This is a genomic window from Methylosinus sp. (assembly GCF_036560965.1).
Classification (GTDB): Bacteria; Pseudomonadota; Alphaproteobacteria; order Rhizobiales; family Beijerinckiaceae; genus Methylosinus.
This window is the reverse complement of sequence record NZ_DATBQF010000070.1, coordinates 86,796-113,543: the sequence shown is the minus strand read 5'-3', so window position 1 is coordinate 113,543 and position 26,748 is coordinate 86,796. Positions and strand designations below refer to the sequence as shown.

General features: G+C 67.8%; 26 protein-coding genes, 1 other RNA gene and 1 pseudogene. 13 read left to right on the top strand and 15 right to left on the bottom strand.

The features are described 5' to 3' along the window. Positions 1-135: 135 nt before the first annotated feature. The 4 genes from hpnE to VIF40_RS18840 are packed head-to-tail and all read right to left on the bottom strand — an operon-like array spanning position 136 to position 4,280. Positions 136-1,377 (bottom strand): hydroxysqualene dehydroxylase HpnE, encoded by a 1,242-nt coding sequence (hpnE, locus tag VIF40_RS18855; RefSeq protein WP_331939055.1) that lies wholly within the window; start codon positions 1,375-1,377, stop codon positions 136-138. Further along, positions 1,374-2,237 (bottom strand): presqualene diphosphate synthase HpnD, encoded by an 864-nt coding sequence (gene hpnD / locus VIF40_RS18850; RefSeq protein ID WP_331939054.1) that lies wholly within the window; start codon positions 2,235-2,237, stop codon positions 1,374-1,376. Before hpnD ends, hpnE begins: the two co-directional genes overlap by 4 nt. Beyond that, positions 2,234-3,109, bottom strand: a complete 876-nt coding sequence (gene hpnC / locus VIF40_RS18845; protein ID WP_331939053.1) for a squalene synthase HpnC — start codon at positions 3,107-3,109, stop codon at positions 2,234-2,236. Before hpnC ends, hpnD begins: the two co-directional genes overlap by 4 nt. A gap of 19 nt (positions 3,110-3,128) precedes the next feature. Continuing rightward, positions 3,129-4,280, bottom strand: coding sequence for a glycosyltransferase (locus VIF40_RS18840; RefSeq protein ID WP_331939052.1), 1,152 nt, complete (start codon positions 4,278-4,280; stop codon positions 3,129-3,131). 302 nt (positions 4,281-4,582) lie between these two features. On the opposite strand from VIF40_RS18840, the gene VIF40_RS18835 reads away from it, so the two are divergent. From VIF40_RS18835 to recR, 6 genes are all read left to right on the top strand, one after another. Then, complete coding sequence (locus VIF40_RS18835; protein WP_331939051.1) at positions 4,583-6,526, top strand: potassium transporter Kup; 1,944 nt, start codon at positions 4,583-4,585, stop codon at positions 6,524-6,526. Positions 6,527-6,672: 146 nt separating this feature from the next. Beyond that, positions 6,673-7,101 carry a phasin family protein gene (locus VIF40_RS18830; RefSeq protein ID WP_331939050.1) on the top strand — a complete coding sequence of 143 codons (429 nt, stop codon included), beginning with the start codon at positions 6,673-6,675 and terminating at the stop codon, positions 7,099-7,101. 296 nt (positions 7,102-7,397) lie between these two features. Next, positions 7,398-7,495: signal recognition particle sRNA small type (gene ffs / locus VIF40_RS18825), an RNA gene on the top strand. Between the two features lie 57 nt (positions 7,496-7,552). Then, complete coding sequence (locus VIF40_RS18820; RefSeq protein WP_331939049.1) at positions 7,553-9,391, top strand: DNA polymerase III subunit gamma/tau; 1,839 nt, start codon at positions 7,553-7,555, stop codon at positions 9,389-9,391. A 27-nt stretch (positions 9,392-9,418) separates the two neighbouring features. Then, positions 9,419-9,742, top strand: coding sequence for a YbaB/EbfC family nucleoid-associated protein (locus VIF40_RS18815; protein ID WP_331939048.1), 324 nt, complete (start codon positions 9,419-9,421; stop codon positions 9,740-9,742). A 19-nt stretch (positions 9,743-9,761) separates the two neighbouring features. Then, positions 9,762-10,367 carry a recombination mediator RecR gene (gene recR, locus VIF40_RS18810; RefSeq protein WP_331939047.1) on the top strand — a complete coding sequence of 202 codons (606 nt, stop codon included), beginning with the start codon at positions 9,762-9,764 and terminating at the stop codon, positions 10,365-10,367. Between the two features lie 177 nt (positions 10,368-10,544). On the opposite strand, the gene tolR is transcribed toward recR, so the two are convergent. From tolR to VIF40_RS18790, 4 genes are all read right to left on the bottom strand, one after another. After that, a complete protein-coding gene (gene tolR / locus VIF40_RS18805; RefSeq protein WP_331939046.1) occupies positions 10,545-10,994 on the bottom strand; it encodes a protein TolR in 450 nt (149 codons plus the stop codon). Next, positions 10,975-11,718, bottom strand: coding sequence for a MotA/TolQ/ExbB proton channel family protein (locus VIF40_RS18800; RefSeq protein ID WP_331939045.1), 744 nt, complete (start codon positions 11,716-11,718; stop codon positions 10,975-10,977). Before VIF40_RS18800 ends, tolR begins: the two co-directional genes overlap by 20 nt. Positions 11,719-11,764: 46 nt before the next feature. After that, entirely contained in the window at positions 11,765-12,493 is a 729-nt protein-coding gene (locus VIF40_RS18795; protein ID WP_331939044.1) for an energy transducer TonB, read from the bottom strand. Positions 12,494-12,662: 169 nt separating this feature from the next. Then, positions 12,663-13,943, bottom strand: coding sequence for a TIGR03862 family flavoprotein (locus VIF40_RS18790; RefSeq protein WP_331939043.1), 1,281 nt, complete (start codon positions 13,941-13,943; stop codon positions 12,663-12,665). A 105-nt stretch (positions 13,944-14,048) separates the two neighbouring features. Here VIF40_RS18790 and VIF40_RS18785 point away from each other — a divergent pair, with 105 nt between their 5' ends. Together VIF40_RS18785 and VIF40_RS18780 are read left to right on the top strand one after the other, a co-directional pair. Continuing rightward, positions 14,049-15,032, top strand: coding sequence for an RluA family pseudouridine synthase (locus VIF40_RS18785; protein WP_331939070.1), 984 nt, complete (start codon positions 14,049-14,051; stop codon positions 15,030-15,032). Between the two features lie 18 nt (positions 15,033-15,050). Beyond that, positions 15,051-15,470, top strand: a complete 420-nt coding sequence (locus VIF40_RS18780; protein WP_331939042.1) for a DUF2267 domain-containing protein — start codon at positions 15,051-15,053, stop codon at positions 15,468-15,470. A gap of 4 nt (positions 15,471-15,474) precedes the next feature. On the opposite strand, the gene VIF40_RS18775 is transcribed toward VIF40_RS18780, so the two are convergent. Continuing rightward, on the bottom strand, positions 15,475-16,335 hold the full coding sequence (locus VIF40_RS18775; protein WP_331939041.1) for a LysR family transcriptional regulator: 861 nt from the start codon (positions 16,333-16,335) through the stop codon (positions 15,475-15,477). 98 nt (positions 16,336-16,433) lie between these two features. On the opposite strand from VIF40_RS18775, the gene VIF40_RS18770 reads away from it, so the two are divergent. The 5 genes and pseudogenes from VIF40_RS18770 to VIF40_RS18750 all read left to right on the top strand — a co-directional run. Then, positions 16,434-17,423, top strand: coding sequence for a zinc-dependent alcohol dehydrogenase family protein (locus tag VIF40_RS18770; protein ID WP_331939040.1), 990 nt, complete (start codon positions 16,434-16,436; stop codon positions 17,421-17,423). 231 nt (positions 17,424-17,654) lie between these two features. Beyond that, complete coding sequence (rpoH, locus tag VIF40_RS18765) at positions 17,655-18,545, top strand: RNA polymerase sigma factor RpoH (RefSeq protein WP_331939039.1); 891 nt, start codon at positions 17,655-17,657, stop codon at positions 18,543-18,545. Between the two features lie 115 nt (positions 18,546-18,660). Beyond that, entirely contained in the window at positions 18,661-19,593 is a 933-nt protein-coding gene (msrP, locus tag VIF40_RS18760) for a protein-methionine-sulfoxide reductase catalytic subunit MsrP (protein WP_331939038.1), read from the top strand. Beyond that, positions 19,593-20,261, top strand: coding sequence for a protein-methionine-sulfoxide reductase heme-binding subunit MsrQ (gene msrQ, locus VIF40_RS18755; protein ID WP_331939037.1), 669 nt, complete (start codon positions 19,593-19,595; stop codon positions 20,259-20,261). The genes msrP and msrQ overlap by 1 nt, the downstream gene beginning before the upstream one ends. Positions 20,262-20,338: 77 nt before the next feature. Beyond that, positions 20,339-20,467: pseudogene (locus VIF40_RS18750) on the top strand (type II toxin-antitoxin system mRNA interferase toxin, RelE/StbE family); the annotation flags it as partial. Between the two features lie 25 nt (positions 20,468-20,492). On the opposite strand, the gene VIF40_RS18745 reads toward VIF40_RS18750, so the two are convergent. From VIF40_RS18745 to VIF40_RS18720, 6 genes are all read right to left on the bottom strand, one after another. Beyond that, on the bottom strand, positions 20,493-21,374 hold the full coding sequence (locus VIF40_RS18745; protein WP_331939036.1) for a 3-hydroxybutyryl-CoA dehydrogenase: 882 nt from the start codon (positions 21,372-21,374) through the stop codon (positions 20,493-20,495). Between the two features lie 220 nt (positions 21,375-21,594). After that, entirely contained in the window at positions 21,595-22,539 is a 945-nt protein-coding gene (locus VIF40_RS18740; RefSeq protein ID WP_331939035.1) for an electron transfer flavoprotein subunit alpha/FixB family protein, read from the bottom strand. Then, positions 22,540-23,286: an electron transfer flavoprotein subunit beta/FixA family protein gene (locus VIF40_RS18735; RefSeq protein ID WP_331939034.1), complete on the bottom strand. Its 747-nt coding sequence runs from the start codon at positions 23,284-23,286 to the stop codon at positions 22,540-22,542. Between the two features lie 265 nt (positions 23,287-23,551). Next, entirely contained in the window at positions 23,552-24,325 is a 774-nt protein-coding gene (locus VIF40_RS18730; protein ID WP_331939033.1) for a hypothetical protein, read from the bottom strand. 27 nt (positions 24,326-24,352) lie between these two features. After that, entirely contained in the window at positions 24,353-25,057 is a 705-nt protein-coding gene (locus tag VIF40_RS18725; protein WP_331939032.1) for a rhomboid family intramembrane serine protease, read from the bottom strand. A 74-nt stretch (positions 25,058-25,131) separates the two neighbouring features. Then, the gene (locus VIF40_RS18720; RefSeq protein WP_331939031.1) at positions 25,132-26,571 is read right to left on the bottom strand and encodes a lipopolysaccharide biosynthesis protein; all 1,440 of its coding nucleotides are present in this window, start codon (positions 26,569-26,571) and stop codon (positions 25,132-25,134) included. Positions 26,572-26,748: the final 177 nt, after the last annotated feature.

The following is a 26,748-nucleotide window of genomic DNA, read 5'->3' as shown; positions in this document are numbered from 1 at the left end:
AGGGACGCGCGCCGCGATCGAGCGAGGCTCGGCGTAAACGGCGTGCGGACGCGCGTCTTTGATCGGCGTCAATAAAGGACGAATTGCCGCTGCGGCATGATGCGGCCTCAGGCGCGGCGCCGGCGAGCGATCGTATCAGCGCGCCGCCAGCTCGGCCGCGCGATAGCCGGACCTTATCGCGCCCTCGATCGTGGCCGGCAGCCCGGTGGCGGTCCAATCGCCGGCGAGGAAGAGATTGCGCCAGCGCGTCGTCGCGCCGGGACGTCTGGCCTGCTGCGCCGGCGTCGCGGCGAAGGTCGCGCGCTTTTCCTTTACGATCTGCCATGGCGGCAGCGCCGCCGGCAGGCCGGTGGCGGCCGCCACCTCGGCCCAGATGCGCTCGGCGAGGCTCTCGCGCGAATCGTCCATCAGCCGATCGGCGCCGCTGATCGTCACCGAGAGCCGATCCTCGAAAGCGAACAGCCATTCGGCGAGCGAGCCGACCATGCCGAGCAGCGGCGGCTGGCCTCGAGGCGGCGCGATCTTGAAATGCGCATTGACGATGCCGCGGAAATCATCCGGCGCGACGAGATCGGGCAGCAGATCCTGCGCCGCCCAGGGCGGAACCGCGAGCGCGACGCTGTCATCCTCGCCGAGCGCGATTTTTTCGTCGCCGAAATCGAGCGCCACGGCGCGCTCGCCGGACCATTCGATCGCCTTCAGCCGGGCGGCGAAGCGCGGCGCGGCGCCGCGCGCGGCGAGCGTCGTCAACGCCGGCTCGATGAAAGCGGTCCCGAGCCCGCGCCGAGCGACCAGCGGACGACAGGCGGCGCCGCCGGCGGCGAGCGTCTCGCGCAGCACGGCGGCGGCGAGCGCGGCGGAAGATTCGCGCGGCTCGGTGTTGAGCGCCGACAGCAGCACCGGGCCCCAAAGCCGCTCATAGAGCAGGCCGGAGCAATTCATCGCCTCGCCGATCGTCGCGCCCTTATTGGCGACGAGAATGCCGAGCGCGCCGAGATAATCGCGCGGCGACGTGCCGGGGACGCGGCGATCCGCCACGAAAATCCACCACGGCAGGCGCGAGGCGTTGGGCCGCAGGCGCCAGCGCGCGCCGTCGCGCGTGTCGAGAAAATCGAAGGCGCAGTCCTTCGGCCCGACGAGCTCGTCGACCGAGCCGATGCGACGAGCGTAGTCCAGCGCCGCGGCATTGCCGGAGAGCAGCAGATGATTGCCATTGTCGAGGGAAAGATCGAGGCTGGAATCATAGTAGGAGCGGCAGCGTCCGCCCGCCATGCGCGCGGCTTCGTAGAGCGCGACGCCGCGGCCCTGGTCGGTCAGGCGAATGGCGCAGGAGAGGCCGGCGAGGCCGGCGCCGATGATATGCGTGGTTCCGGTCACGTCAGCGCGAATCGGAGCAGAGCGAGGAGGACTTTCGTCCGCGAGGCGGAGACCGGCTCGCGCGGCGGCGCGAAGCCGCGCGCCACCAGACGATCGAGAACGGAGCGATAGGCCGTCGCCATCAGATAGGGCGCCTTCACCGCGCGCTGCGGCGAGACGCGCATCAGAAGCTCCGATTCCGCATAATGCTTGCGCGCGCGCTCGGCCACCGCTGCGCAAACCTCCGGCAGGCCGGGATGCGTCAGCACCACGCCGGGCGCGAAATCCGTGACGCCCGCCGCCTCCAGCGCCTCGCGCGGCAGATAGAGACGGCCGCGCGCCTCGTCCTCGTCGAGATCGCGCAGAATATTGGTGAGCTGCAAGGCGCGGCCCATGTGATAGGCGAGCATGCGCGCCTTCGTGGGCAAGGCGCCGACCGCGCAATCGGGCTCGTCGGCGAGGCCGAAGACGCGCACCGACAGGCGGCCGACGGCGCTGGCGACATGGTCGCAATAGAGATCGAGCCGATCCCATTGCGGCGCGCGAATATCCTCGACGACATCCATCGCCATGCCGTCGATGATCGCCTCGAAATCGGCGCGCTCGAGGCCGAAACGGCGCACCGGCCGCGCCAGATCGGCGCAGCGCTGATGCGTGCGGCCGGCGTAGAGCGCGTCGAGATCGCGGCGCCAATCGTCGAGCTGGGCGAGACGCAGGGCGCGATCGCCCTCCTCGTCGGCGATATCGTCGACGGCGCGGCAGAAGCCGTAGATCGCATACATCGCGTCGCGCCGCTCGGGCTCGAGAATGCGCATGGCGAGATAGAAGGAGCTTTTCGCGGCGACCCGCGGCGCCTCGGGGGCGATCGTCTCCATGCTCATCGCGCGACGCTCGCGGCGGCGGGGCGCGGTCCGACCAGCCGGCGCAGCAGCGTGGTCCCGGCGCCGGCGAGCGCCGTGAGCAGATACTGGCTCTTGGAGGCGTGGACCGTCTCGCTCAACGGATCGGCGAGGCGAAGCCGCGCGGTGAGCGTCTCGGCGAGGCGCTGGATGGCGCCCACTTCCAAGGCGAGCCGCGTGTCGACGATGCGATCGGCGAAAGGCGCGCTCTCCTTCAGCAGCTGCTGCGTGCGCTCCGCCAGCGCGCGCAGCGTCGCGGCGAGCGGCGGCGACGCGCGCTCGGCGGCGAGCATGTCGACGCTCGCGCCATTGGCGGCGAGCATGTCCTGCGGCAGATAGACGCGATCGAGATTGCGATAATCCTTCGCGCAATCTTGCAGGTGATTGATGATCTGCAACGCCGCGCAGAGCGCGTCATTCGCTCCCCATGTCCGCGCGCGATCCTCGCCATGGACGTCGAGCACGAAGCGGCCGACCGGCATGGCGGAATAGCGGCAGTAGTCGATGAGATCGTCCCAATCGCGATAGCGCAATTGCGTCACGTCGCGGCGGAAGGCGATCAGCAGATCCTGCGCATGGCGCGGCTCGAGGCCGCGTTCGGCCAGCTCCGCGCGGAGCTTCGCCGCCACCGGAATATCCTCGCCCGAGCCCAGCAGCGCCGCCTCCATGCGGTCTAGCATGGCGATCTTCCGATCGCCCGAGAGCGTCGCATGGTCGGAGATATCATCCGCCGCGCGCACGAAACCATAGAAGGCGAGGACCGCCGCGCGGTGTCGCGGGGCGAAGAGAGAGGCGACGGGGAAATTCTCGTCCTTATGCCCTTTCCCCGAGGCGGCGGCGGCGATGTCGCTCATGTGATCTCGCTCAACCTCCTCAGGGGGCCTGATAGCGGCCCTTCCAGGCGCCGCCGCGCCCGCGTCCATGCCGCCAGGCGGACAGTATGGTGAACCACGTATAGCAGGCGGCGACCGCGGGCAAGGCGAAGGCGCCGAGCCGATTGCGTCCGTAAAATCGCAGAGACGGCATATAGGACTGCGCCATCAGGAGATAGGCGACCAGGGCGAGATAGGCGGCAGGCTCCGGCGCCGTGAAGGCGAGGACGGGCGGCGCCAGATAGACGACGACCATTCCCGCCACCGCGCCCGCGAGCCGCCAGGGCGAATAGCGCAATTGCGCATAGGCGGAGCGCGTGACCATCTGCTCTATGTCGCGCAAATGCGGATAGGGCCGCAGGCTGACGGCGTCGTCGGTGAGGCCGAGCCAGATCGGCCCCTGCTTCTTCAACAGCTTGCCGAGCGCGCAATCGTCGATCAGCGCGCCGCGGATCTGCTGGAGGCCGCCGGCCGCCTCCAGCGCCGCGGGACGGACCAGCATCACCCCGCCGGCCGCCCCCGCGACCTTGCTCCCGGGATCGTTCACGCGCGCGAAAGGGTAGAGCATCTCGAAGAAAAAGACGAAAGCCGGCACGAACCAGCGCTCGGCGAGGCTCTCGCAGCGCAGCTTGACCATGAGCGAGGAGAGCACGGTTCCACGCGCCGCCGCGCCGGCCACGAGCCGCTCGACGAGGCCGGGCGCGAAGGCGATGTCGGCGTCGCAGAACAAAACGAAATCGGGCGAGATATTGGACGAGAGCACATGGGCGAAGCCGCGGTCCATGGCCGCGAGCTTGCCGGTCCAGCCCTGCTCGGGGCGGCCCTGGAGGACGGTCAGCCGGTCCTGCGCCCCCTCCTCGCCGGCGCAGGCGCGCGCGACCGCCGCCGTGCCGTCGGAGCTCTCGTCGTCGACGAGCACGATCTCGAGCCTGCCGGAAAATTGCTGGCGGAACAGCGAGCGAAGCGCCGTCGCGACGACATCGGCCTCGTCGCGCGCCGGAATGACGGCGACGACGCGCGTTCCCGGCGGAACGCATGCGCCCGCGGGGACGAAACGGCGGTCATGCTCGGCGAGGCGCCAGAAGCCGCCGTGGCCGAGAAGGAGATAGAGCCATATGACGAGGCCGGCGCCTCCGAGGACAATCGCGATCATCGTCTCGCGCTCGCGTCGCGGGGAGCGCCCGGGACGATGTGACGGAGGCTGGGCCATAGCATCGCCGCGGCCGCGAGGCCAGCGCGCAGGATGGCGAGCGCCAGGGCGGGCGCGTCGTTCCGGCGTCGTCCCCGCCTCCTGCGAGGCGGCGATTTCCCGGGAAATGGCCGCCGATGGCTTCTCTTCTATCTGGAACAGGCGTATATCGCCGCGCCGGCGCGGTCGGGCCCGAGCCTAGCGCGGAGAGCCTAGCGCGGACCGACCGGCGCGCCGCGCATCCGATGTCAGTCGAGGAAATTTCCATGGATCCCAATGTGGCGCGTGACGCGGCGGGCTCTTCCTCTCGATGCGACACGGACGGGCCGGCGACGCCGCCGGGCGCCCATTCGGAGGGCGCGCCGAAAATGGCGGCGCTCATCGTCGGCTCGATCGGCGTCGTCTATGGCGACATCGGCACCAGCCCGCTCTATGCGCTGCGCGAGTCGCTCGCCCACGCCAAATCCGGCGGCCTCGGCGAGGACGTCGTCATCGGGACGATCTCGCTGCTCATTTTCGCGCTGATCTTCACGGTCACGGCGAAATATGTGTTCTTCCTGATGCGCGCGGACAATCGCGGCGAGGGCGGCATTCTCTCGCTGATGGCGCTGGCGCAGAATGCGCTGGGGCGGCGCGCGACGCCCGTCTTTCTGCTCGGCGTCGCCGGCGCGGCGCTGTTCTCGGGCGACGCCATCATCACCCCGGCGATCTCCGTGCTGTCGGCGGTCGAGGGCCTCGAGATCGTCAATCCGCGATTCGGCGAATATGTCTTTCCCATCACAGTGGCCATTCTCGTCTCGCTGTTCTGGGTGCAGAGCCATGGCACGGCGCGCGTCGCCGCTCTGTTCGGCCCGGTGATGGCGATCTTCTTCATCGTGATCGCCGTGCTCGGCGCCGCGCATATCGGCGATGCGCCGCAGGTCCTGCACGCTTTCGATCCACGCCGCGGCTTCGTCTTTCTGCTGACCCATGGCTGGATCGGCTTCGCCGTGCTCGGCTCGGTCTTCCTCGTCGTCACCGGCGCGGAGGCGCTCTACGCCGACATGGGCCATTTCGGCCGCGCGCCGATTCAGATCGCCTGGATTTTCTTCGTGCTGCCGGCGCTGTTCCTCAATTATCTCGGCCAGGGCGCGCTGATTCTCGCCGATCCCAAGGCGATCGAGAACCCCTTCTTCCTGCTCGCCCCGGACTGGGCGCTGCTGCCGCTCGTCATTCTCTCGACGCTGGCGACCGTCATCGCCAGCCAGGCGGTCATCACCGGCGCCTTCTCCATCGTGCGTCAGGCCATTCAGCTCGGCCTGCTGCCGCGCCTCGAGATCACCCATACCTCGGCGACGCAGGAGGGGCAGATCTATATCGGCCGCGTCAATCGGCTGCTGCTCATCGGCGTGCTGGTGCTGGTGACCACCTTCAAGAGCTCGAGCGCGCTGGCCTCCGCCTATGGCATCGCCGTCACCGGCACGATGGTGACGACGACGGCGCTCGCCTTCATCGTGGTGTGGCGCAAATGGCGCTGGCCGCTATGGGCGGCGACGCTGTTCATCCTGGCCTTCCTCGTCGTCGATCTCGCCTTCCTCGCCGCCAATCTCATGAAAGTGGTCGAGGGCGGCTGGGTTCCGCTGCTGCTCGGCGGCTGCTCGCTGGTGGTGATGTGGACCTGGGTGCGCGGCACCGCGCTGCTCGCCGAGAAGACGCATCGCGATTCGATCCCGATCTGCGATCTCATCGCCATGCTGGAGAAATCCAAGCCGACGCGCGTGCCGGGCACGGCGATCTTCTTGACCAGCGACCCCAATGTCGCGCCCACCGCGCTGCTGCACAATCTCAAGCACAATAAAGTGCTGCACGAGCGCGTGCTGGTCATTTGCGTGAGCACGGAGGACACGCCGCGCGTGCCGCCGGAAAAGCGCTTCGAGATCGAGAAATTGTCGCACGACTTCACCCGCGCGACGCTGCATTATGGCTTTATGGAGAGCCCGCGCGTGCCGGCGGCGCTCGCCGCCATGCGCAAGGCCGGCGTCAAATACGATATTATGACGACCTCCTTCTTCCTCGGCCGGCGCTCGATCAAGGAGAGCCCCGCCTCGGAAATGCCGGTCTGGCAGGACAAGCTCTATGTCGCTCTGACCAAGCAGTCGGCCAACGCCACCGACTTCTTCTCCATACCGACCGACCGCGTGGTGGAGCTCGGCGCTCAGCTGACGATTTGAGCGCGGGCTCGACGCGAGACTAAGTGGTTTCCCTTATTTCCCTTCGGGCGCTCATTCCCGAAAATCGCTCTCGCGAGCGAAGTCGCGCGCGTAGCGTCGAAGGGCGCCGCTCCCCCGTGCGGCGACGACCGACGGGAGGATGTCCGATGGCCAATCTGAATTTCGACGAGTTTCGCGATCTCGGAAAGCATCAGCTCGACGCCTTCAACACGGCGAGCAGCTCGACGGCCAAGAGCCTGCGCGCGATCGCGGCGGAGGCGACCGATTATTCCAAGGCGTCGCTCGACAATGGCCGCGCCTATTTCGAGAAGCTGCTGCGCGTGCAGAAGATCGACGACGTCGTGCAATTGCAGTCGGAATTCTACCGCAACGTCTATGGCGATTTCTTCACCCGCGCCTCGCGCGTCGGCGAGCTGTGCTCCAATCTCGCCAAGGAGGCTTTCGTCTCGGCCCAGACGGCCAGCGAGCAGGCGACCAAGGCGGCGACCGAGGCGACCAGCAAGATCGTCGCGGACATCGGCGAGCAGACCGAGAAATTGGCCGCCAAGGCGCGGGACGTGGACAAGCAGAATTAGGCGGAAAACAGGGCGCTGCGCCCCTTCTCCCCTTGCGGGAGAAGGTGGCCCCGCGAAGCGGGGTCGGATGAGGGCTGCTGCGGTTCTCGGGATAGATTTTTTGCAGCGCGGCGCCCCCTCATCCGACCCTCGCTGACGCGAGGGCCACCTTCTCCCGCGAGGGGAGAAGGAGTCGCGCGTCGAGATTTTGGTTAATGGATATTCCCAGCGCCTCGGCCTTCGCCGGTCTCCGCGCAGCGCCCTGTCCCTGCGATCTCGCCCTTGCGTCCGCTCGCGAGTTTTGCCACATAGGGCGCGGGAGGTTGGCGGTGGACGCTCCACTCGCCAACCGGGTCAGGTCCGGAAGGAAGCAGCCCTAACGAGTTCCGGGCGGGTCTTCGTCCAGCCTCCCACTTTTCGCGCCGCCGCCCCGGCGCGCTCTTTCGGGCGAAAGCTGTCTTCGGGCGACGAGATGGACGACGAGCATTCTGCGCCATCCGACGCCCTGTTTGCCGCCGAGCCGCAGGGCAAGCGCGACGGGCAAGCCGCCTATCGCGTGCTGGCGCGCAAATATCGCCCCTCCGGCTTCGCCGACCTCATCGGCCAGGAGCCGATGGTGCGCACGCTCGAGAACGCCTTCGCGCTGAACCGCATCCATCAGGCCTATCTGCTGACCGGCGTGCGCGGCGTCGGCAAGACGACGACCGCGCGCATCCTCGCCCGCGCCTTCAATTACGAGCTTCCCGCGCAGGACGGCCGCCCCGCCGTGGATCGCCCGACGATCCATATGGACGCGCTCGGCGCGCATTGTCAGGCGATCATCGATTCGCGCCATCCGGACGTGCTGGAGATGGACGCCGCCTCGCACACCGGCATCGACGACATTCGCGAGATCATCGAGAACGCCCGTTATCGCCCGGTGATGGCGCGCGTCAAAGTCTACATCATCGACGAAGTGCACATGCTCTCCAAGGCCGCCTTCAACGGCCTGCTGAAGACGCTGGAAGAGCCGCCTGAGCATGTGAAATTCATCTTCGCGACGACGGAGATCGACAAGGTTCCGGTCACTGTGCGCTCGCGCTGCCAGCGTTTCGATCTGCGCCGCATCGACGCCGGCCTGCTCGCCGCGCATTTGCGCAAGATCTGCGATCTCGAGGCCGTGACGATCGAGGACGAGGCGCTGGCCATGGTCGCCCGCGCGGCGGAAGGCTCGGCGCGCGACGCGCTCTCGCTGCTCGATCAGGCCATCGCCCATGGCGCTTCCGGCGGCGGCGCGATCGCCGCGCAGGATCTGCGGCTGATGCTCGGCGTCGCCGATAAATCGCGCGTCATCGATCTCTTCGAGGCGGCGATGAAGGGCGAGATCGCCACGGCGCTCGCCCTGCTCCAGGATCAGTACGATGGCGGCGCCGATCCGGCGCAGGTGCTGCTGGAGCTGGCCGAATTCACCCATCTCGTCACGCGGCTGAAGCTCGCGCCGGACGCCGGCCAATCCACGGCGCTGACCGAGGAGGAGCGCCGCCGCGGCGCCGCGGCGGCGGAGACGCTGACCATCTCCGTGCTGACCCGCGCCTGGCAAATTCTGATGAAGGGCGTCGATGAGCTGCGCGGCTCGCCGCGGCCGCTCGCCAGCGCCGATATGGTGCTGGTGCGCCTGACCCACGCCGCCGACATGCCCTCGCCGGAGGAGGCGCTGCGGCGTCTCGGCTTCGGCCAGGGCGGCGGCGCCCCCCGTCCCGCGCCGGGCCCGGCTCCGGCGGCGGCGCCCGCCGAGCGGGCCCCGATCGCCCTGGCGTCGGTCTCCTCCCGGCCCGCGCCACCCGCCAGCGCGCCGCGCGCCGCAACCGCCCCGCGCCGCGAGCCGGACCCCTCCCCGGCGCCGCCGGGCGTGAAAATCGCCGATTTCCGCGCCCTCGTGGCCCTGGCCGGAGAGAAGCGCGACATACAATTGAAGATTGCGCTCGAAGCGGAGGTGCGCCTCGTGCGCTTCGAGCAAGGGCGCATCGAGTTCGAGCTGGCGCAGGGCGGCTCGACGCGGCTTCCGCAGCTCCTGATGCAGAAGCTGCAGGACTGGACCGGGACGCGCTGGCTGGTGGCGCTCGCCTCCGGCGGCGCGCCGACGCTGCGCGAGGAGGCCGAGGCCCGCGCGAGCGAGAAGCGCTCCGGGATCGAGGCCGATCCGCTCGTCGCCAGCATAATGGCGCGTTTCCCGGGCGCGGAGATCGTCGCCGTGCGCGGCAAGGAGACGGAGCAGGTCGCGACGGCCGGCGCCGAATTGGCTTATGACGACGAGGAGCCGGACGACGTCTGAAGCGTCGCCGCGCGAGGAGTTCAGGACATGCTCGACTTCATGGGACTGATGAAGCAGGCGCAAGCCATGCAATCGAAGATGACCGAGCTGCAATCCGAGCTCGACCAGCTTCTGGTCGAGGGCGAGGCGGGCGGCGGGCTCGTGAAAGTGACGATGACCGCCAAGGGCGCGCTGCAGCGCGTCTCCATCGATCCGAGCCTGTTGAAGCCGGAGGAGAGCGACATCGTCGAGGATCTGATCGTCACCGCCCATGCGCAGGCGCGCGCCAAGGCGGAGGAGACCCTCGCCGAAAAGATGAAGGCGGTGACCGGCGGGCTGCAATTGCCGCCGGGGATGAAGCTGCCGTTCTGATCGGCTCGAGCGAGGCATCGTGGCCGAACGCATCGCCGGACCCGAGATCGAGCGCCTCGTGCAATTGCTGGCGCGGCTGCCCGGGCTCGGGCCGCGCTCGGCGCGGCGCGCCGTGCTGCATCTCATCCGCAAGCGCGAGGAATTGCTGGGCCCGCTGGGCGAGGCCATGCGCGTCGCCCATGAGCGCATTCTCACCTGCAAGACCTGTGGCAATATCGACACCAGCGATCCTTGCGCGATCTGTCGCGACACGCGGCGCGATCCGGGCATTCTCGTCATCGTCGAGACGGTGGCCGATCTCTGGGCGCTGGAGCGCGCCGGCCTGCTGGCGGCGCGCTATCATGTGCTCGGCGGCGTGCTGTCGCCGCTCGACGGCGTCGGGCCGAACGAGCTGAACATCGCGAGCCTGGCGCAGCGCATTTCCGACGGCGGCGTGCATGAGGCGATCATCGCGGTGAACGCCACTGTCGACGGCCAGACGACCGCGCATTATCTCGCCGATCTGCTGGCGCCGCTCGGCGTCAAGACGACGCGCCTCGCCCATGGCGTGCCTGTCGGCGGCGAGCTCGACTATCTCGACGAAGGCACGCTCGCCGCGGCGCTCGAGCGCCGCACGGCGTTCTGAAAGGCTCGCATCTCGCCCGCAACGAAAAACCGGGTCGCCGGCGCGCCGGGGGAGGCGTTGCGCCGACGACCCGTAGTCGGGCCAAGTCGAGTCGGGAAAAGTCGAAGGTCGGGAAAGTCGAAGGTCGGGAAAAGTCGGGGAAGCGTAGAAAAGTTCAGGATCGGGGAGCCGCGCCGCTCACGGCGCCGCGGCGGTTTTCGCTCCGCCGGTCGGCGCCTCGGACACCAGCGCCACCTTGGAGTAGCCGGCCGAATTGATCGCGCCCATGGCCTCGACGACGCGCCCATAGGGCACCGCCTTGTCGGCGCGCACATGGATGCGGCGATCCTTGTTGTTGTCGCTGCCGTCGCTCAGCGCGGCGAGCAATCCGTCCGCCGGAACCTCGCGCTTGTCGACGAAGAACCCGCCGCTGGCGTCGACGCTGACGACGATCGGCGGCTTCTGATCGTTGAGCTGCTTGGCCTGCGCCTTGGGCAGATCGACCGGAATGCCGGAGGTCATCAGCGGCGCGGCGACCATGAAGACGATGAGCAGGACGAGCATCACATCGACGAGCGGCGTGACATTGATGTCGGCGATCGGCTGAGAATCGAATTCCGAATCGTGCTTACGCAACGCGAAGGCCATGACGCTCTCCCTTGCGCGACAGATGACGGGACAGCTCGACCTCGAAGACGCCGATGAAGGCGGTCAGACGCTTGCCATAGGCGCCGATGTCGCCGCTGATGCGGTTGTAGAAGATAACGGCCGGAATAGCCGCCACGAGGCCGAGCGCCGTCGCGAACAGCGCCTCGGCGATGCCGGGCGCGACCACGGCGAGGCTGGTGTTGTTGGAGGCGGCGATGCCCTGGAAGGAATTCATAATGCCCCAGACCGTGCCGAACAGGCCGACGAAGGGCGCGACGGCGCCGATGGTGGCGAGCGCCGGCAGACGCAGCTGAAGCTGATCGAGAGCCGCGGCGCTGGCCAGCACGGAGACGCGATGGATGCGCTCCTGCAAAGCGTCGCGCTGTCCCTCGGAGGCGACGAGATCGGAGGAGCGCCGATATTCCTCCACCGCGGCCTTGTAGACCTGCGCCAGCGGATCGCTGGCCGGCGCCGCGAGGAAGGCGGGCGCCACTTCCGTCACCGGAAGCTCGTTCTGGACGCTCTCGATCAGCGCGGCGGCGCGCCGTTGCAGCAGCGACAGGCGAATGAGCTTCTCGGCGATCACGCCCCAACCCCAGGCCGAAGCGAGCAGCAGCAGGATGATGACGGTCTTGACGATCGAATCCGCCTGCACGAACAGCTCGACCGGTGAAAGGGCGTGGGCGACCGCGGCCGAAGCCGCGCCGATTGCTGGATCACTCATCTTGATTTTCGTCCTTTGTCGGCGAGAGAGACAGGAGGTGGCGAAGCTAGAAGACGACGCCGCCGCTGATGGCGAAGACGCGTCCGATCGCCGGCAGCGATCCGCAGCGCGAGCCGACGCGCGTCGCTATGGCGTCGAGCGTGGGATTGCCGGAGGAGGACACGATGCTGAAGCCGGTCATCCCGCCGCTGGCGCCGAAGGTCGCGCGATAGGCGACGCGGCCGTGCTTGGGGATGGGCGAGTCGGGCGCCGCGCTCCGCGCCGCACGCTGCATGCAGGATAGGAATTGATTGGCGGCGATGGATTGCTGCGCATTGGCGTTGGCGGCGGCGCCCTGCGTCGGAGCGGCGTCGCTGCGCGTTGCGGCGGCGGGGCGCGGCGTCGGCGGCTTCTTCTCCACGACCTTGGGGACCGGCTTGGGGGCCGGCGGCTTCGGCGGCTCGATCGGCGCGACAGGCTCGATCGCCTCGGGCGGCGGCGGCGTGTCGTCGAGCTCCTCGGGCTGCGGAATTTCCTCCGGCGGCGGCTGGTCGATCGCCGGATTGGGAACGACGACGAGCTCCAGAGGCTCCTCGACGATCGGCTCCGTATGCGGCAGGGAGAAATTCACCGCGGCGGTGAGCAGCAGCGCATAGGCGAGCACGGCGGCGAGGCGCACCGGATAATTCGGGCGGCCGCCCTCGGGCAGCAGGAGAGATTGTGTGTTGCGGAACGTCCCCGTCGTCGTGATCGGTTCCTGCGCGCCTATGAGCGCCTCTGCAGCCGCAGCCGTCATGGAATGCCCCCCTCGTGCGAAACATTATTCTCCTATTAAAGATTATAATTCCTATAGACGCAATGTGTTTAATTGCGGCTTTTATCGATTGGGTGAATTTCGCCCGGACGGTCGGTCCATAAGGACCAATGTGCTGCGCTAGAGGAATTCGAGAGGTCGTTGTTGCCGCTCAGGCGCGACAGTCCCCGAGGCCGAGGCGCCGCGCCACGCCGCGCGCCGCCACAAAGCCGCTGGAAAAAGCCGCCTGCAGCAGATAGCCGCCGGTCGGCGCGTCGAAATCCAGCATCTCGCCGGCGAGGAAGACGCCCGGCAGCGCCGTCAGCATCAGATCGTCGTCGAGCGCGTCGAAACGCACGCCGCCGGCGCTGGAAATCGCGCGCTCGAGCCCCGCCGTCGCGGCGATGGCGAGCGGCAGATTTTTCACGCGCGCGGCGAGCGCGTCGGGGCCGTCGGGCAGAGGCGCGGAGAGGCGCAGCAGCGCGATCTCCAGTTTCGACAGCCGGAGCGTCTTGCGCAGAAAGGTCGCGAGCGATTGTTTCGCCCGCGGGCGCGCGAGCTTTTGCGCCAGCGCCTCGACCGGGCTGCTCGGCCGCAGATCGATATGCAGTGTGGCGGCGCCAGCGCGCGCGACGGCGCGCCCGAGGCCGGAGGAGAGCGCATAGACGGGGCCGCCTTCGAGCCCGTCGCGCGTGACGACGAGATCGCCGCAGGCGCGCTCGTCGCCATGGCGCAAGGCGATCGTCTTCAGCGGCGCGCCTTCGAAGGCTTGCGCGAAACCATCCGGCCATTCGACGATCGCCGCGCAATTGGCGGGCGCGAGCGGCGCGATCCCGACTCCCTTCGCCGCGAGAAGATCGACCCAGCCGCCATCGGCGCCGAGCCGCGGCCAGGAGGCGCCGCCGAGCGCCAGAATAATGGCGTCCGCGGCGATGACGCGCCGCTCGCCGCGCGCATCCGCGATCAGCAATTCGCCGCTGTCCGAAACCCCCTCGAGCCGAGAGCGCGTCTCGATGCGGACCCCATTGGCGGCGAGACGCGCGAGCAGCGCGCGCAGCAGCGGCGAGGTCTTGAAGCGCGCGGGAAAGACGCGGCCGCTGGAGCCGACGAATGTCGTCTCGCCGAGCGCGGCGCAATAGTCGCGCAGCCGCTCCGGCGGAAAAGCGCCGATGATCGGCGCGAGCCGGTCCGCGGCTTCGCCATAGCGGGCGATAAATCTATCTAAGGGCTCGCTATGCGTGATATTGAGGCCGCCCCGCCCGGCCATCAGAAATTTGCGGGCGACGCTCGGCTTGCGCTCATAGACCGTCACGCTCACGCCCTGGCGCGAGAGCAGGTCGGCGGCGAAGAGGCCGGCCGGCCCGCCGCCGACGATGGCGCAGCTCGGCGAGCGAGGGGCAGGCGTGATGGCGCGGCTCCGATGCGGATCGAGGACAGGCGCGCTGGTTAGCACGCCGACAGCATGAGAAGGAAATTTATGCGCGAGCGCGCCCCGGCCCCGGAGATCGACGAAAGAGAGCCGATCGACGCGAGCGAGCTGATCGACGACGACGAGGACATGCTGTTCTCCTTCGAGGTTCCGCCCGAGGCGGCGGGCTCGCGGCTGGACCGTTTCCTCGCCGAGCGGCCGGAGCTCGTCGCCGCGCATCTCTCCCGCACGCGGCTCAAGGCGCTGATCGAGGATGGACGGCTCGCCATCGGCGCCGCCGCCGTTCGCGACGCCAGCCGCCGCCTCGCGACGGGCGACGCCCTTGCGCTCGCCGTGCCGCCGCCCGAGCCAGCCGAGCCGCAGGCCGAAAATATTCCGCTGAATGTGGTGTTCGAGGATGCGCATCTGCTCGTCGTCGACAAGCCGGCCGGCCTCGTGGTCCATCCCGCCCATGGCCATGAGACGGGAACGCTGGTGAATGCGCTCATCGCCCATTGCGGCGCGAGCCTCTCCGGCATAGGCGGCGTCAAGAAGCCCGGCATCGTGCATCGCATCGACAAGGACACATCGGGGCTTCTCGTCGTCGCCAAGACCGACGCCGCGCACAAGGGGCTCTCGCGCCTCTTCGAGGATCACGGCCGCAAGCTGCATCTGGTGCGCGAATATCTCGCCTTCGTCTGGGGCGCTCCATCGCGCGGCCATGGCGTGATCGCGGCGCCCATCGGCCGCCACTCGACCCAGCGCGAGAAAATGGCCGTCGTGCCGCCGGAGCGCGGCCGCGAGGCGGTGACGCATTGGGAGATGGTCGCGCCTCTCGGCCCGGCGTCGCTCGTCGCCTGCCGGCTGGAGACCGGCCGCACGCATCAGATTCGCGTGCATATGGCGCATATCGGCCATCCGCTGATCGGCGACGCGACCTATGGCGCCGGCTTCAAGACCAAGACGGCTCTGCTCTCGCCCGTGGCCCGCACCGCTGTCGAGTCCCTGGGACGCCAGGCGCTGCACGCCGCGACGCTCGGCTTCACGCATCCGGTGACGCGCGAGGAATTGCTGTTCGAGAGCGCATTGCCGGCCGACCTCGCGGCGCTGCGGGAAGCGCTCGGGACAGGCTGAGCCGACGCGGAGACGGCCATGCCCATTCCGATGGACTATCAACACGCGTCGGAAGAGTTCGAACGCTTCTTACGACTCGTCGTCGAGCGCTCGGGCCTTACGACGCGCAACCAAGCCTATACGACGGCGCAGAGTGTCCTGCTGACATTCCGCCGCCGACTCGAGATTCGCGACGCGATCCGCTTCGCCGGCGTGCTTCCAGCCGTGTTGCGGGCGATATACGTCGCCGATTGGGACACGCAGGAGGAGCGGCGCGCCTTTTCGTCCCGCGCGGCTATGCTCGAGGAGGTCAGGTCGCTACGGCGGGACCATAATTTCTCGCCTGACAGCGCCATCGCTGATGTCGCCTGCGCCCTACGCGCCTGCCTCGACGAAGCGGCATTCGATCGCCTTCTGGCGACGCTTCCCCCCGGAGCCGCGGACTTCTGGCGCGGCTGACGATTCAAGGCCGCAGCCGCGGCTCGGCGTGGATGCAATCGGCCAGAAAATCCATGACGGCGCGCACCGCGGGCGAGCGGCGCAGATCCGGATAGGCGATCAGCCAGAGGTCCCGTTTCGGCGGCTCCGGCTCGATCGGCAGGCTCACCAGCGCATCGTCCTCGTCGCCCATGAAGGTCGGGAGCGCCGCCGCGCCCGCCCCGGCGCGAGCGGCCGCCTGCTGGGCGAAGAGATCATTGGCCTCGAAGACGATTTTGCGTCCGCCGGCGATTTTGCGCAGCCACAGCTGCTGCGCCAGATGTCCGAGCGATTCGTCGAAGCCGACGAACGCCCATTCCTCCGCCGGCCGCGCCGCCAAATCGCGGCTGGCGTATAGACGAAAGCGCATGGCGCCGACCCGCCGCGCGACGGCGTCCGGCTCCTCGGGCCGGCTCATGCGGATCGCGATATCGGCTTCGCCGCGATCGAGCGCCGCGAAGGAAGCGGAGGCCAGCAGCACGAGCTTCAATTGCGGATGCAGCCGGCGCAGCGTCTCGATCCGCGGCGCGACGCAGAGCGTCGCCAGAACCGGCGGCAGGCTGACGCGCACGGCCCCGGACAAAGTCAGCGAGGCTCCACGGGAGCGCCGCAGCACCTCCTCGGCGAGCGCCTCCATGCGCTCCGCCGCCGCGGCGATGGCGGCGCCGTCCTCGGTGAGCGGTCGGCTGCGCGGCAGGCGGTCGATCAGCCGCAGCCCCAGCGACGCCTCCAGAGCCGCGATGCGCCGGCCGACCGTCGCATGATCGACGTCGAGCGCGCGCGCCGCCGCCGACAGCGAACCGCAGCGCGACAGAACCAGAAAAAAGCGCAGGTCCTCCCAATCCATCGGTGAATTATCGCACAAATATTGTGAGCGCTCGCCGAATTTTCGCGCCGATCGCGCCTCGTTAGGATCGACCGATATTATCAGTGAGGAGACCGCAAATGTCGCGCATCGTTCGTTTTCATCGTCTCGGCGGCCCGGATGTTCTGCAGATCGACGAAATGGCGCTCGGCGCCCCGAAAGCCGGCGAGATTCGCCTGCGCGTCCGGGCGATCGGCCTCAATCGCGCCGAGGCGATGTTCCGCTCCGGCGCCTATATCGAGACGCCGAGCCTACCGTCGGGTCTCGGCTATGAGGCGTCCGGCGAGATCGAGGCGATCGGCGAAGGGGTGACGGGATTTGCGATCGGGCAAGCGGTGAGCACGATGCCAGCCTTCTCGATGACCGAATATGGCGTCTATGGCGACGCCGCCATCGTCCCCGCCCATGCCGTGGTCGAGCATCCGAGCTCACTCTCCTGGAGCGAGGCGGCGGCGATCTGGATGCAATATCTCACCGCCTATGGCGCGCTGGTCGAGATCGGCGGCGTCGCGCCCGGCGATACGGTCATCGTCACCGCGGCGTCGAGCAGCGTCGGCCTCGCCGCCATTCAGATCGTCAACGCGGCCGGCGCGACGGCGATCGCCGTCACCCGCACGCGCGCCAAATGCGCGGCCTTGGAAAACGCCGGCGCGCGCCATGTCGTGGCGACGGAGAACGACGATCTCGTCGCCGAGACATTGCGCATCACGAAAGGCGCAGGCGCGCGCCTCGTCTTCGATCCGATCGGCGGGCCCGGCGTCGAGGCGCTCGCGAAAGCGACCGCGATCGGCGGAACCATCTTCCTCTACGGCGCGCTGTCGAGCGCGCCAACGCCGTTTCCCCTGTTCGCCGCCATTCGCAAGCAGCTCACGCTGCGCGGCTACACGCTGTTCTCTGTGACGCGCGATCCGCAAAAGCGCGAGCGCGGCGTACGCTTCGTGCTCGATGGACTGACGTCCGGGCGGCTGCGGCCGATCATCGCGCGCAGCTTTCCGCTCGCGCAAATCGTCGAAGCGCATCGCTATCTCGAGTCGAACGCGCAGATCGGCAAGATCGTCGCAACGGTCTGATCTGGCGCGAGCGATGCGCGTGACGAACGCTCGCGCCGCCCTAGTTGAGCGAGCACGAATTGCCGAAGCCCCTACGCACATTACAGAAATTTAACCCGGCCGCCATTTGGCGCTTAGCCAAGAGCCATCTTTCGGCCATGCTCGGATCGGTCTATATTGGGACGTTGCGGCCGGCGCTTGCGGTCGCGCATTACGGGCTCGCCGTATTCGGGGGCTCGTCAGGAGGTGAAAATGGCGAACGCCCTGCCCATCGTCTCCGGTGAAAGCGGCCTCGCGCGCTACCTCGCCGAGATCCGCCGGTTCCCCATGCTGGAGCCGCAGGAAGAATATATGCTCGCAAAGCGCTGGCGCGAGCACGAAGACCCGAAAGCCGCGCAGAAGCTCGTGACCTCCCACCTTCGGCTCGTCGCCAAGATCGCCATGGGCTATCGCGGCTACGGCCTGCCGATCGGCGAGATCGTGTCCGAGGGCAATGTCGGCCTGATGCAGGCCGTCAAGCGCTTCGAGCCCGACCGCGGCTTTCGGCTGGCCACCTACGCCATGTGGTGGATCCGCGCCTCGATCCAGGAATACATACTGCGCTCCTGGTCGCTCGTGAAAATGGGCACCACCGCGAGCCAGAAGAAATTGTTCTTCAATCTCCGCAAGGCCAAGAGCCGCATCTCGGCCTTCGAGGAGGGCGATCTCACGCCCGAGCATGTCCAGACGATCGCCACGCGCCTCGGCGTCTCCAAGCAGGACGTCATCGATATGAATCGCCGCATGGCCGGCGACGCCTCGCTGAACGCGCCTTTGCGCGAGGAGGGCGAGGGCGAGTGGCAGGACTGGCTGGTCGACGATGCGTCCGTCGACCAGGAGCATGTGCTCATGCGTCAGGAGGAGAGCAACAATCGGCTCGACGCGCTGCGCGGCGCGCTGACCGTTCTCAATCCGCGCGAGCGCCGCATCTTCGAGGCGCGCCGCCTCTCCGACGATCCCGTCACGCTCGAGGATCTGTCCGAGGAGTTCGGCGTCTCCCGCGAGCGCGTGCGGCAGATCGAGGTTCGCGCCTTCGAGAAGGTGCAGTCCGCGGTTCGCGCCGGAATCGCGCATCTCGAGGCGGCGCCCATGGCCTCGCTCTGACGTCGAAGCCGAGAGCGGCGTAACGCTCTCGCGCCGGCGAGCGAAATGAGAGCGGCCGGTCCGTGCGGAGAGCGCCGGGCCGGCCGCTCTTTCTTTTTTGCCAAAGGCGCGAACCATGCTGATCCGTCACTCGCCCGATATCGCCTCGTCCGAGATCACGCCGCACGCGGCCTATCTGCGGCGGCGCGAGTTTCTCGCCTTGCTCGGCGCGACGCTGGCCGCGGGCGCCGCGCAGGCGAAGCCGCTCTCTTCCGCCGCGAGCCGCTTCTCGACCGACGAGCCGAAGACGCCGCGGGCGGATGTGCTCGCCTATAATAATTTCTACGAGTTCGGCGGCCGCAAGAGCGACCCGGCCGACAACGCCCACACGCTGACCACCGCGCCCTGGACGGTGCGGATCGACGGTCTCGTCGCCAAGCCCGCCGATTATCGTCTCGAAGACCTGATCAAGCCGCTCGCGCTGGAGGAGCGCGTCTATCGCATGCGCTGCGTCGAGGGCTGGTCCATGGTCATTCCCTGGATCGGCGTGCCGCTCGCCGAGATTTTGAAGCGCGCCGAACCTTCGAGCTCGGCCAAATATGTCGCCTTCGAGACTCTGGTGCGGCCGGAGGAAATGCCCGGCCAGAAGGGCCTGCTGCAACTTTTGCCCTGGCCCTATGTCGAGGGGCTGCGGCTCGACGAGGCGCTGCATCCGCTCACAATTCTCGCCGTCGGCCTCTATGGCGAGACGCTGCCCAATCAGAATGGCGCGCCGCTGCGGCTCGTGGTTCCGTGGAAATATGGCTTCAAGGGCGTCAAATCGATCGTGCGCATCTCGCTGGTCGAAAAGCAGCCCAAGACCTCCTGGAACATTCAAAACCCGCGCGAATACGGCTTCTATTCCAACGTCAATCCGACCGTCGACCATCCGCGCTGGAGCCAGGCCACGGAGCGCCGCATCGGCGAGGGCGGCCTCTTCGCCAAGCGGCGGCCGACGCTGATGTTCAACGGCTATGCGGATCAGGTCGCCTCGCTCTATGGCGGCATGGACCTCGAGCGATATTTTTGATGCGCGCCGCCTCCGCCCCCGCGCGTCGCTGGCGCGTTCCCAAGCTCGCCGTCTATGTCGCGGGCTTCGTCCCCGCGGTGTGGACCTTTTATCTCGGCCTCGTCGATCGGCTGGGGCCGGAGCCGATCAAGGCGCTGGAGCAGGCGCTCGGTCTATGGTCGCTGCGCTTTCTGCTGCTCTGCCTCATGATCTCGCCGCTGCGCCGCGCAGCGGGCGTCGATCTGCTCCGCTATCGCCGCGCGCTGGGGCTGCTCGCCTTCTATTATGCGGCGCTGCATCTCGCCGCCTATGTCGCGCTGGACCATGGCTTCGACTGGCCGGCTATCCTCCGCGACATTTTGAAGCGGCCCTATGTGACGATCGGCATGGCGGCTTTCATCATTCTCGTCCCGCTGGCCGCGACCTCCACCAACGCCGCCATCCGTCGGCTCGGGGGCAAGGCCTGGGCGCGGCTGCACAAGCTCGTCTATGTGGCGGCCGTGTTGGCGGCGGCGCATTTTCTGCTGATCGTGAAATCCTGGCCGGCGGAGCCTCTGCTCTACGCCGCCGCCACAGCGGCGCTACTGGCCGTGCGGGCGATTGCGGCGCCGCGCCGAAGGCGGACGGCGCCGGCTTCTCCCGACCCGGCAAGCAAGGGCGTCGTCATTCCCGGCAGGCCACAGGCCTGACCGGAAATCCGTAGCGATCCGAACCATCATGAGCCGGAACGCATCGGACACAGTCAGGCCGATGGTCGCCAGCACGGCGGCGGCGGGAATGGAAGGATCACAGGGATTGCCACCTTCGCCCCGACCTTTTGCTCATTTACCGCAAGCCCGATGCTGAAAGGCTAGAATTGGTGCGCATCGGCTCACACAGTGAACTCGGATTCTGACAAGGAAAGGAAGCCCGCCCGCGCCTCAGCGCGTGGGGACGGGCGTGCCGCTGCGATAATCGTAGAAGCCGCGCTGCGTCTTGCGGCCGAGCCAGCCGGCCTCGACATATTTCACCAGCAGCGGACAGGGCCGATATTTCGAATCGGCCAGCCCCTCGTGCAGCACCTGCATCACCGAGAGGCAGACGTCCAGACCGATGAAATCGGCGAGCTGCAACGGCCCCATCGGATGATTGGCGCCGAGCCGCATGGCGGTGTCGATCGCCTCCACCGAGCCGACGCCCTCATAGAGCGTGTAGATCGCCTCGTTGATCATCGGCAGCAGGATGCGATTGACGATGAAGGCCGGAAAATCCTCCGACACCGTCACCGTCTTGCCGAGGTCGCCGATGAACTGCTTGGTCGCGTCGAAGGTCTTGTCATCGGTGGCGATGCCGCGAATCACCTCGACGAGCTGCATCTTGGGCACCGGATTCATGAAATGAATGCCGATGAACTGCTCCGGCCGCCCCGTCACCGCGGCGAGGCGGGTGATCGAGATGGAGGAGGTGTTGGTGCCGATGAAGGCGCCGGGGCGCAGCTTGGGGCCGAGGTCCGAGAGGATGTTGCGCTTGATCTCCTCATTCTCGGTGGCGGCCTCGATGACGAGGTCGCTATCCGCGAATGCGGCGTAATCCTTGGCGGGCCGGATGCGCGCGACGGCGGCCACGCGGGCCTGCTCGTCGAATTGGCCGCGCTCCACGGCCTTGCCGAGATGCGCCGCAATGTCCTCTATTCCGGCGACGATGCGCTGCTCCGACAGGTCGTTGAGCGCCACATCGAAACCCGCGATCGCGCAGACCTGAGCGATGCCCTTGCCCATCTGTCCGGCGCCGACGATGCCGATCCTGCGAATTTCAGAGCCCATCTTTCGAACACCACCAGCAAGAACGAGCCTGCGTCTCGAAGCGGAACGCTTCCAATTCAGTATAGCGCGCGTTCGGCCTTTGTGAAAACCGGCGTTTGCACCGCAGCGAAAACGCGATTTCCACCCGCCCCTTTCCGAGGGAGGGCCGGCCAGCGAAGCCGGCCGGGATGGGGCGCCCCCGAGACCTGGGACTCACCCCCTCCCGAGCGCCGACGCGGCCTCAGCGGCCGGCCTTGGCCAGTTCCGCGTCGAGCTCCTTCAGGGTCGGGAAGAGATCCGCCACGAGGCCGAAGTCGGCGACCTGGAAGATCGGCGCCTCCTCGTCCTTGTTGATCGCCACGATCACCTTGGAGTCCTTCATGCCCGCCAGATGCTGGATCGCGCCGGAGATGCCGACGGCGACATAGAGGTCCGGCGCCACCACCTTGCCGGTCTGGCCGACCTGTAGATCATTGGCCGCATAGCCGGCGTCCACCGCCGCGCGCGAGGCGCCGATCGCCGCGCCGAGGCGGGTCGCCACCGGCTCGATATACTCCTTGAAATTCTCCGCGCTGGCGAGACCGCGGCCGCCCGAGACGATGATCTTGGCCGCCGTCAGCTCCGGCCGCTCGGATTTGGCCAGCGCCTCGCTCGTGAAGCGCGACACGGCCGGATCGGAGCCGGCGCCGATCGCCTCGATCGCCGCCGAGCCGCCCTCGCCCGTCGCGGTGAAGGAGGCGGTGCGCACGGTGAGGACCTTTTTGGCGTCCTTCGAGCGCACCGTCTGGATGGCGTTGCCGGCGTAGATCGGCCGCTCGAACGTGTCGGCGGAGATGACCTTGATGACGTCCGAGACCTGCGCCACATCGAGCAGAGCGGCGACGCGCGGCAGCACATTCTTCGAATTCGAGGTCGAAGGCGCGAGAATGGCGTCATAGCCGCCGGCGAGGCCGACGATCAGCGCCGCCAGCGGCTCCGCCAGATGATGGCCATAGAGCGCGTCATCGGCGACGAGCACTTTCTCGACGCCGGAGAGCTTGGCGGCGGTCTCGGCCGCCGGGCCGACCGTCTGGCCGGCGACGAGAATATGCACCGGGCCGCCGAGCTGCAGCGCCGCCGTCAGCGCCTTGGCGGTGGAGGGGGCGAGCGCGGACTCTGTGACTTCCGCGACGATGAGCGCCGTCATTTACAGAACTCCCGCAGTCTTGAGCTTCTCGAGCAATTCGGGCACCGAGCCGACCTTTATGCCGGCTTTGCGCGCCGGCGGCTCGGCCGTCTTCAGCACTTCGAGGCGCGGCGTGATGTCGACGCCGTAATCGGCCGGGGTCTTGGCCGCGACCTCTTTCTTCTTCGCCTTGATGATATTCGGCAGGCTGGCGTAGCGCGGCTCGTTGAGGCGCAGATCGGTCGTCACCACGGCCGGCAGCGTCAGCGTCACGGTCTGCAATCCGCCGTCGACCTCGCGGGTGACATCCACCGAGCCGTCGCCGATCTCCACCTTGGAGGCGAAGGCGCCCTGGCCCCAGCCGAGCAGGGCGGCGAGCATCTGGCCGGTCTGATTGCTGTCGTCGTCGATCGCCTGCTTGCCGAGAATGACGAGGCCGGGCGCCTCCTCGGCGACGATCTTGGCGAGAATCTTGGCCACCGCCAGCGGCTCGACCAGATCATCGGTCTTGACGTGAATGCCGCGGTCGGCGCCGATCGCCATGCCGGAGCGCAGCGTCTCGTCCGCCTTGGCCGGGCCGATGGTGACGAGCACGACCTCCGTCGCCTTGCCGGCTTCTCTCAGGCGAATGGCCTCCTCGACGGCGATCTCGTCGAAAGGATTCATCGAAAATTTCACATTGGCGACGTCGACGCCCGAACCGTCCGGCTTGACCCTGATCTTGACGTTATAGTCGACCACCCGTTTGACGGGCACGAGAACCTTCATCGCGCAACTCCCGGCGAGATTGACCTTCGTCTCGATTGTTTCGAAAAATCGCGCCCTGTGGCCGAATGGCCCCGATCGGCTTTTTCGAGCGCCGCGTCGAGAACGAATTAGCGCCGCGCGGCGCGAGGCCTGCGCGGAATGCTCGGAAGCCGTTCTGGTAACGTCGGCTCGCCGCCCTGTCAAACGCGCACACGGTTCTCGCCGAATGATCGCGCGAAAAAACGCGCGGGACGCTCGACGGCGCCGGCTCCGCCTCCTCCGGGGGTCAGATCCAGAGCCAGGGGGCGGCCCGGCGCGCAAAGGCGCGAATGCGGCGCTTGGCGCGAATGGCGCCGGAATTATAGTCGGAATTGTCCCGGGCGGCGTAGCCCGTCGCCCCGCATTCGATCGGCCATCGCAGCGCCAGCGCGCCCGTTTCCGCCCGTCCGCGAATCGGCAAGATCACCTGCGGAACGAATTCCTCGAAGAGAACGGGGCTGTCGATCATCCGGTCGCGCCGCTCGAAAAAATACTCCAAATAGAACGCCTTGTGAAAGAACATCAATTCGGTGCGCGCCCGCATCGGCGCCCCGCCCTCTTTGGAATAGGCGCGCCGGAAATCGGCGCCGAAGCGGCAATCATCGGGCAATCGATCCATCAGCGCGGAAATCCGCTCGAAGGTCAGCCGGCCGGTCGCCTTGAAAAAGCGGTCGCCGCTCCCGAGCAGGCGGCTGTGTCTGCAGGCGTGATCGATGACGCCGAGCTCCGAGTAGCCGTAATGCAGGCCGCTCGGCCGGCGATTGCCGCAAAAGCCGATGAGCTCGAGCGGCCGCTCCGCGTAGCGCCGAAGCGTCTCCGCACGCAGGAACGAGAGATCGGCGCCCGAATTCTCGCAGAACACGACGCCGCAGATGCGCGAGTCTTCGAGGCCGAGGTAGAATTGCAGGGCGTTTCGATAGTCGGCCTTGCGGACCTCGAGATCGCGCCGCGCGATATCGGCCGCATAATCGCCGGGATCGACTGTCGCGGTCAGAACGATCACGGTCGGCTGCGTCATCATGCGGAACGTCCCCGCCTCACCGACGCCTCACCGCCATGGCCCGTCGAAGGGCCGTGGGCCGAACCAGCGCACGTCGCGCCGCTTGAACAAAGGCGTCAGCGCGAGGCCCGCCAGAATGCCGCCGATATGGGCCCACCAGCCGACCTGGCCCTGGTCGTCGGTCAAGGCGTTGAACAGCTGAAAGAGAATCCATGTGCCGACGAAGAGCGAGGCCGGCGCATGGATGGGGATGATCCCGGCGACGAGGCCGAAGATCGTCGAGCGCGGATAGAGCAGGATGAAGGCCGCGCAGACGCCCGAGATCGCGCCCGAGGCGCCCACCAGAGGGGTGAGGGTGAAAGGCGCGCCGACCGCGAACAGCAGCGCCGCCGAGACGCCGCAGAGCAGATAGAACAGCAGATAGCGCAGCGACCCCATGGCGTCCTCGACATTGTCGCCGAAGACATAGAGGAAGATCATATTGCCCGCGAGATGACCGAGCCCGGAATGAAAGAACAGGCTCGTCAGCAGCGTCCAGCCGGGGCCCGGCGTGACGATCCAGGGGGCGAGCTCGGCGCGGCCGAACAGCACCGCCGGGATGAGGCCGAAGCCGCGCACCACGGTGAGCGGATCGCCGAAGGATTCGCTGAACACGGCGACGAAGACCGCGATATTGATCGCCATCAGCGCCCAATTGACATAGGGCCGCCGCACATATCGGAGCGGCGCGTCGTCGTGAAGCGGCAGCACCATCGTGAAAACTCCCCCCGCCGCCGCCCGTCTCGCCGAAACGTTCCGCATTCCTGGCCCGGCCTCGCGGCAGGGATTTATAGCGCGGCCCGAGCTCTGGCCAATATGGGGCCCGCCAAGGAGCGGGCGAGGCCGCGCAGCCCGGCGATGTCGAAGACGAGGACCGCCGCGCAATAGACCGCCCCGCCGACACCGACTTGCAGGAGCAGGGTGAGAATTCCCGGCGCGAGGCCCGCGAGCGGACGCAGCGCCAGGACCATCGCGCCGGTCGCCGCCAGCGCGCCGAGCATGTCGCGCCCGCTCGGCCATTGCGGCGCGGTGCGCGCGGCGAACAGCACGAGCGCCGCCAGCGCCGCGACATAGGCCCCGCATTGGGCCAGCGCCAGGCTCGAGGCGTCCGCCCCGCGCGGCAGCGCCAGAGCCAGGCAGAGGCCCGCGACCACGGCCACCAAGGCGGCGCCGATGAGCGGCGCTGTCTTCTTCTCGAGCTGGAACACCGGATTGACGGCGAATTGGATGAGCCCCATGGCGAACAGGCCCGGCAGCAGAAGATCGAGATAATGGCCGAAGGGCCCGCGGAATTGCGCCGGCACGATGAGCTCCTCTATCGAGGGCATGGTGAGCCAGATTCCGGCGCAGGCGGGCATGAGGAAGGCGGCGACGATCGTCATATTGCGGGCGATCTGCTCCTTGCCCTTCTGCGCCCCATGCCGCTCATGGGCGGCGACGGCGATCTGGAACAGCAGCACGTCCAGCGCCGAGCCCAGCGCATAAATGGCGCGAATGCCGAGATCATAGGCGAGCGAGAACTGTCCCGTCTCGGCGAAGCCGTAATAGGCGGTGACGAGCCCGCGCGCCGCCAGCGGCACCGATTGATAGAGCATGTTCGCCGCGACGATCGGCGCGCTATAGGCGACGAGCGTGCGCGCCGTCGCCATGCGCGCGCCGCGCGGCGAGGCGCCGGGGTCCTTCAGCGAGACGCGCGCGGTGAAGACGGCGCCGAGCAGGCTGGCGAGGCTGCCGGCGATCGCCATTCCCGCCGAATGGAAGAGGAAGGCGCCGCCGCCGGTGAGAGCGAGGGCGAGAATATTCTTGGCGAGCACGACGCGGCTGTAGCTCTTGTCCTCGAAGCGCGCGCGCAGCAGCGCGGTGGAATAGTCGAAGAGGCCGTTGATCGCCGCCGTGGCCAGCGCCAGAGCGATGAGCGTGTCGCCGAGCGCGAAAGGCGGCGCCACGAAGAGAAACAACCCGCCGCAGAGGATGAGCGCCGCCAGCGTCGCGAGATAGGCGAAATCGAGCGTCGAGCGTATGGCCGGCTCCGCCTCCCGCACGCGCGTCGAATAAAAGCGCGTCGCCGAGAGGCGCATCCAATCGAAGGCCCCGGTCTGAATGACGACGCCGATCGCGAAGGCGAGCGCGAAGCGGCCATATTCCTCGGGGCCCAGAAATTTGGCGACGAGCAGGCCGATGAGAAAATTCGCGACCGTGTTGGCGAGAAAGGCGGCGAGAACCTTCAATTGACGTCGCCTCCCTGGCGCGATCTCTGTGCGCGATCCCTTCTCCCGTTCCGGGAGAAGGCGGCCCGGCGAAGCCGGGTCGGATGAGGGCCGCAGCGGCTCCTCGAAACCGGCGGATCATGCGCGACGGCGCGGACCCTCATCCGTCGCGCATTCGCGCGACGCCTTCTCCCACGC

What these genes read in the sequence shown, in the direction of transcription:
- hpnD (WP_331939054.1), bottom strand. Translation starts at nt 2,237, where the DNA reads ATGAGCATGGAGACGATCGCCCCCGAGGCGCCGCGGGTCGCCGCGAAA.
- hpnC (WP_331939053.1), bottom strand. Translation starts at nt 3,109, where the DNA reads ATGAGCGACATCGCCGCCGCCGCCTCGGGGAAAGGGCATAAGGACGAG.
- VIF40_RS18840 (WP_331939052.1), bottom strand. Translation starts at nt 4,280, where the DNA reads ATGATCGCGATTGTCCTCGGAGGCGCCGGCCTCGTCATATGGCTCTAT.
- VIF40_RS18835 (WP_331939051.1), top strand. Translation starts at nt 4,583, where the DNA reads ATGGATCCCAATGTGGCGCGTGACGCGGCGGGCTCTTCCTCTCGATGC.
- VIF40_RS18830 (WP_331939050.1), top strand. Translation starts at nt 6,673, where the DNA reads ATGGCCAATCTGAATTTCGACGAGTTTCGCGATCTCGGAAAGCATCAG.
- VIF40_RS18820 (WP_331939049.1), top strand. Translation starts at nt 7,553, where the DNA reads ATGGACGACGAGCATTCTGCGCCATCCGACGCCCTGTTTGCCGCCGAG.
- VIF40_RS18815 (WP_331939048.1), top strand. Translation starts at nt 9,419, where the DNA reads ATGCTCGACTTCATGGGACTGATGAAGCAGGCGCAAGCCATGCAATCG.
- tolR (WP_331939046.1), bottom strand. Translation starts at nt 10,994, where the DNA reads ATGGCCTTCGCGTTGCGTAAGCACGATTCGGAATTCGATTCTCAGCCG.
- VIF40_RS18800 (WP_331939045.1), bottom strand. Translation starts at nt 11,718, where the DNA reads ATGAGTGATCCAGCAATCGGCGCGGCTTCGGCCGCGGTCGCCCACGCC.
- VIF40_RS18795 (WP_331939044.1), bottom strand. Translation starts at nt 12,493, where the DNA reads ATGACGGCTGCGGCTGCAGAGGCGCTCATAGGCGCGCAGGAACCGATC.
- VIF40_RS18785 (WP_331939070.1), top strand. Translation starts at nt 14,049, where the DNA reads ATGCTGTTCTCCTTCGAGGTTCCGCCCGAGGCGGCGGGCTCGCGGCTG.
- VIF40_RS18780 (WP_331939042.1), top strand. Translation starts at nt 15,051, where the DNA reads ATGCCCATTCCGATGGACTATCAACACGCGTCGGAAGAGTTCGAACGC.
- VIF40_RS18775 (WP_331939041.1), bottom strand. Translation starts at nt 16,335, where the DNA reads ATGGATTGGGAGGACCTGCGCTTTTTTCTGGTTCTGTCGCGCTGCGGT.
- VIF40_RS18770 (WP_331939040.1), top strand. Translation starts at nt 16,434, where the DNA reads ATGTCGCGCATCGTTCGTTTTCATCGTCTCGGCGGCCCGGATGTTCTG.
- rpoH (WP_331939039.1), top strand. Translation starts at nt 17,655, where the DNA reads ATGGCGAACGCCCTGCCCATCGTCTCCGGTGAAAGCGGCCTCGCGCGC.
- msrP (WP_331939038.1), top strand. Translation starts at nt 18,661, where the DNA reads ATGCTGATCCGTCACTCGCCCGATATCGCCTCGTCCGAGATCACGCCG.
- msrQ (WP_331939037.1), top strand. Translation starts at nt 19,593, where the DNA reads ATGCGCGCCGCCTCCGCCCCCGCGCGTCGCTGGCGCGTTCCCAAGCTC.
- VIF40_RS18745 (WP_331939036.1), bottom strand. Translation starts at nt 21,374, where the DNA reads ATGGGCTCTGAAATTCGCAGGATCGGCATCGTCGGCGCCGGACAGATG.
- VIF40_RS18740 (WP_331939035.1), bottom strand. Translation starts at nt 22,539, where the DNA reads ATGACGGCGCTCATCGTCGCGGAAGTCACAGAGTCCGCGCTCGCCCCC.
- VIF40_RS18735 (WP_331939034.1), bottom strand. Translation starts at nt 23,286, where the DNA reads ATGAAGGTTCTCGTGCCCGTCAAACGGGTGGTCGACTATAACGTCAAG.
- VIF40_RS18730 (WP_331939033.1), bottom strand. Translation starts at nt 24,325, where the DNA reads ATGATGACGCAGCCGACCGTGATCGTTCTGACCGCGACAGTCGATCCC.
- VIF40_RS18725 (WP_331939032.1), bottom strand. Translation starts at nt 25,057, where the DNA reads ATGGTGCTGCCGCTTCACGACGACGCGCCGCTCCGATATGTGCGGCGG.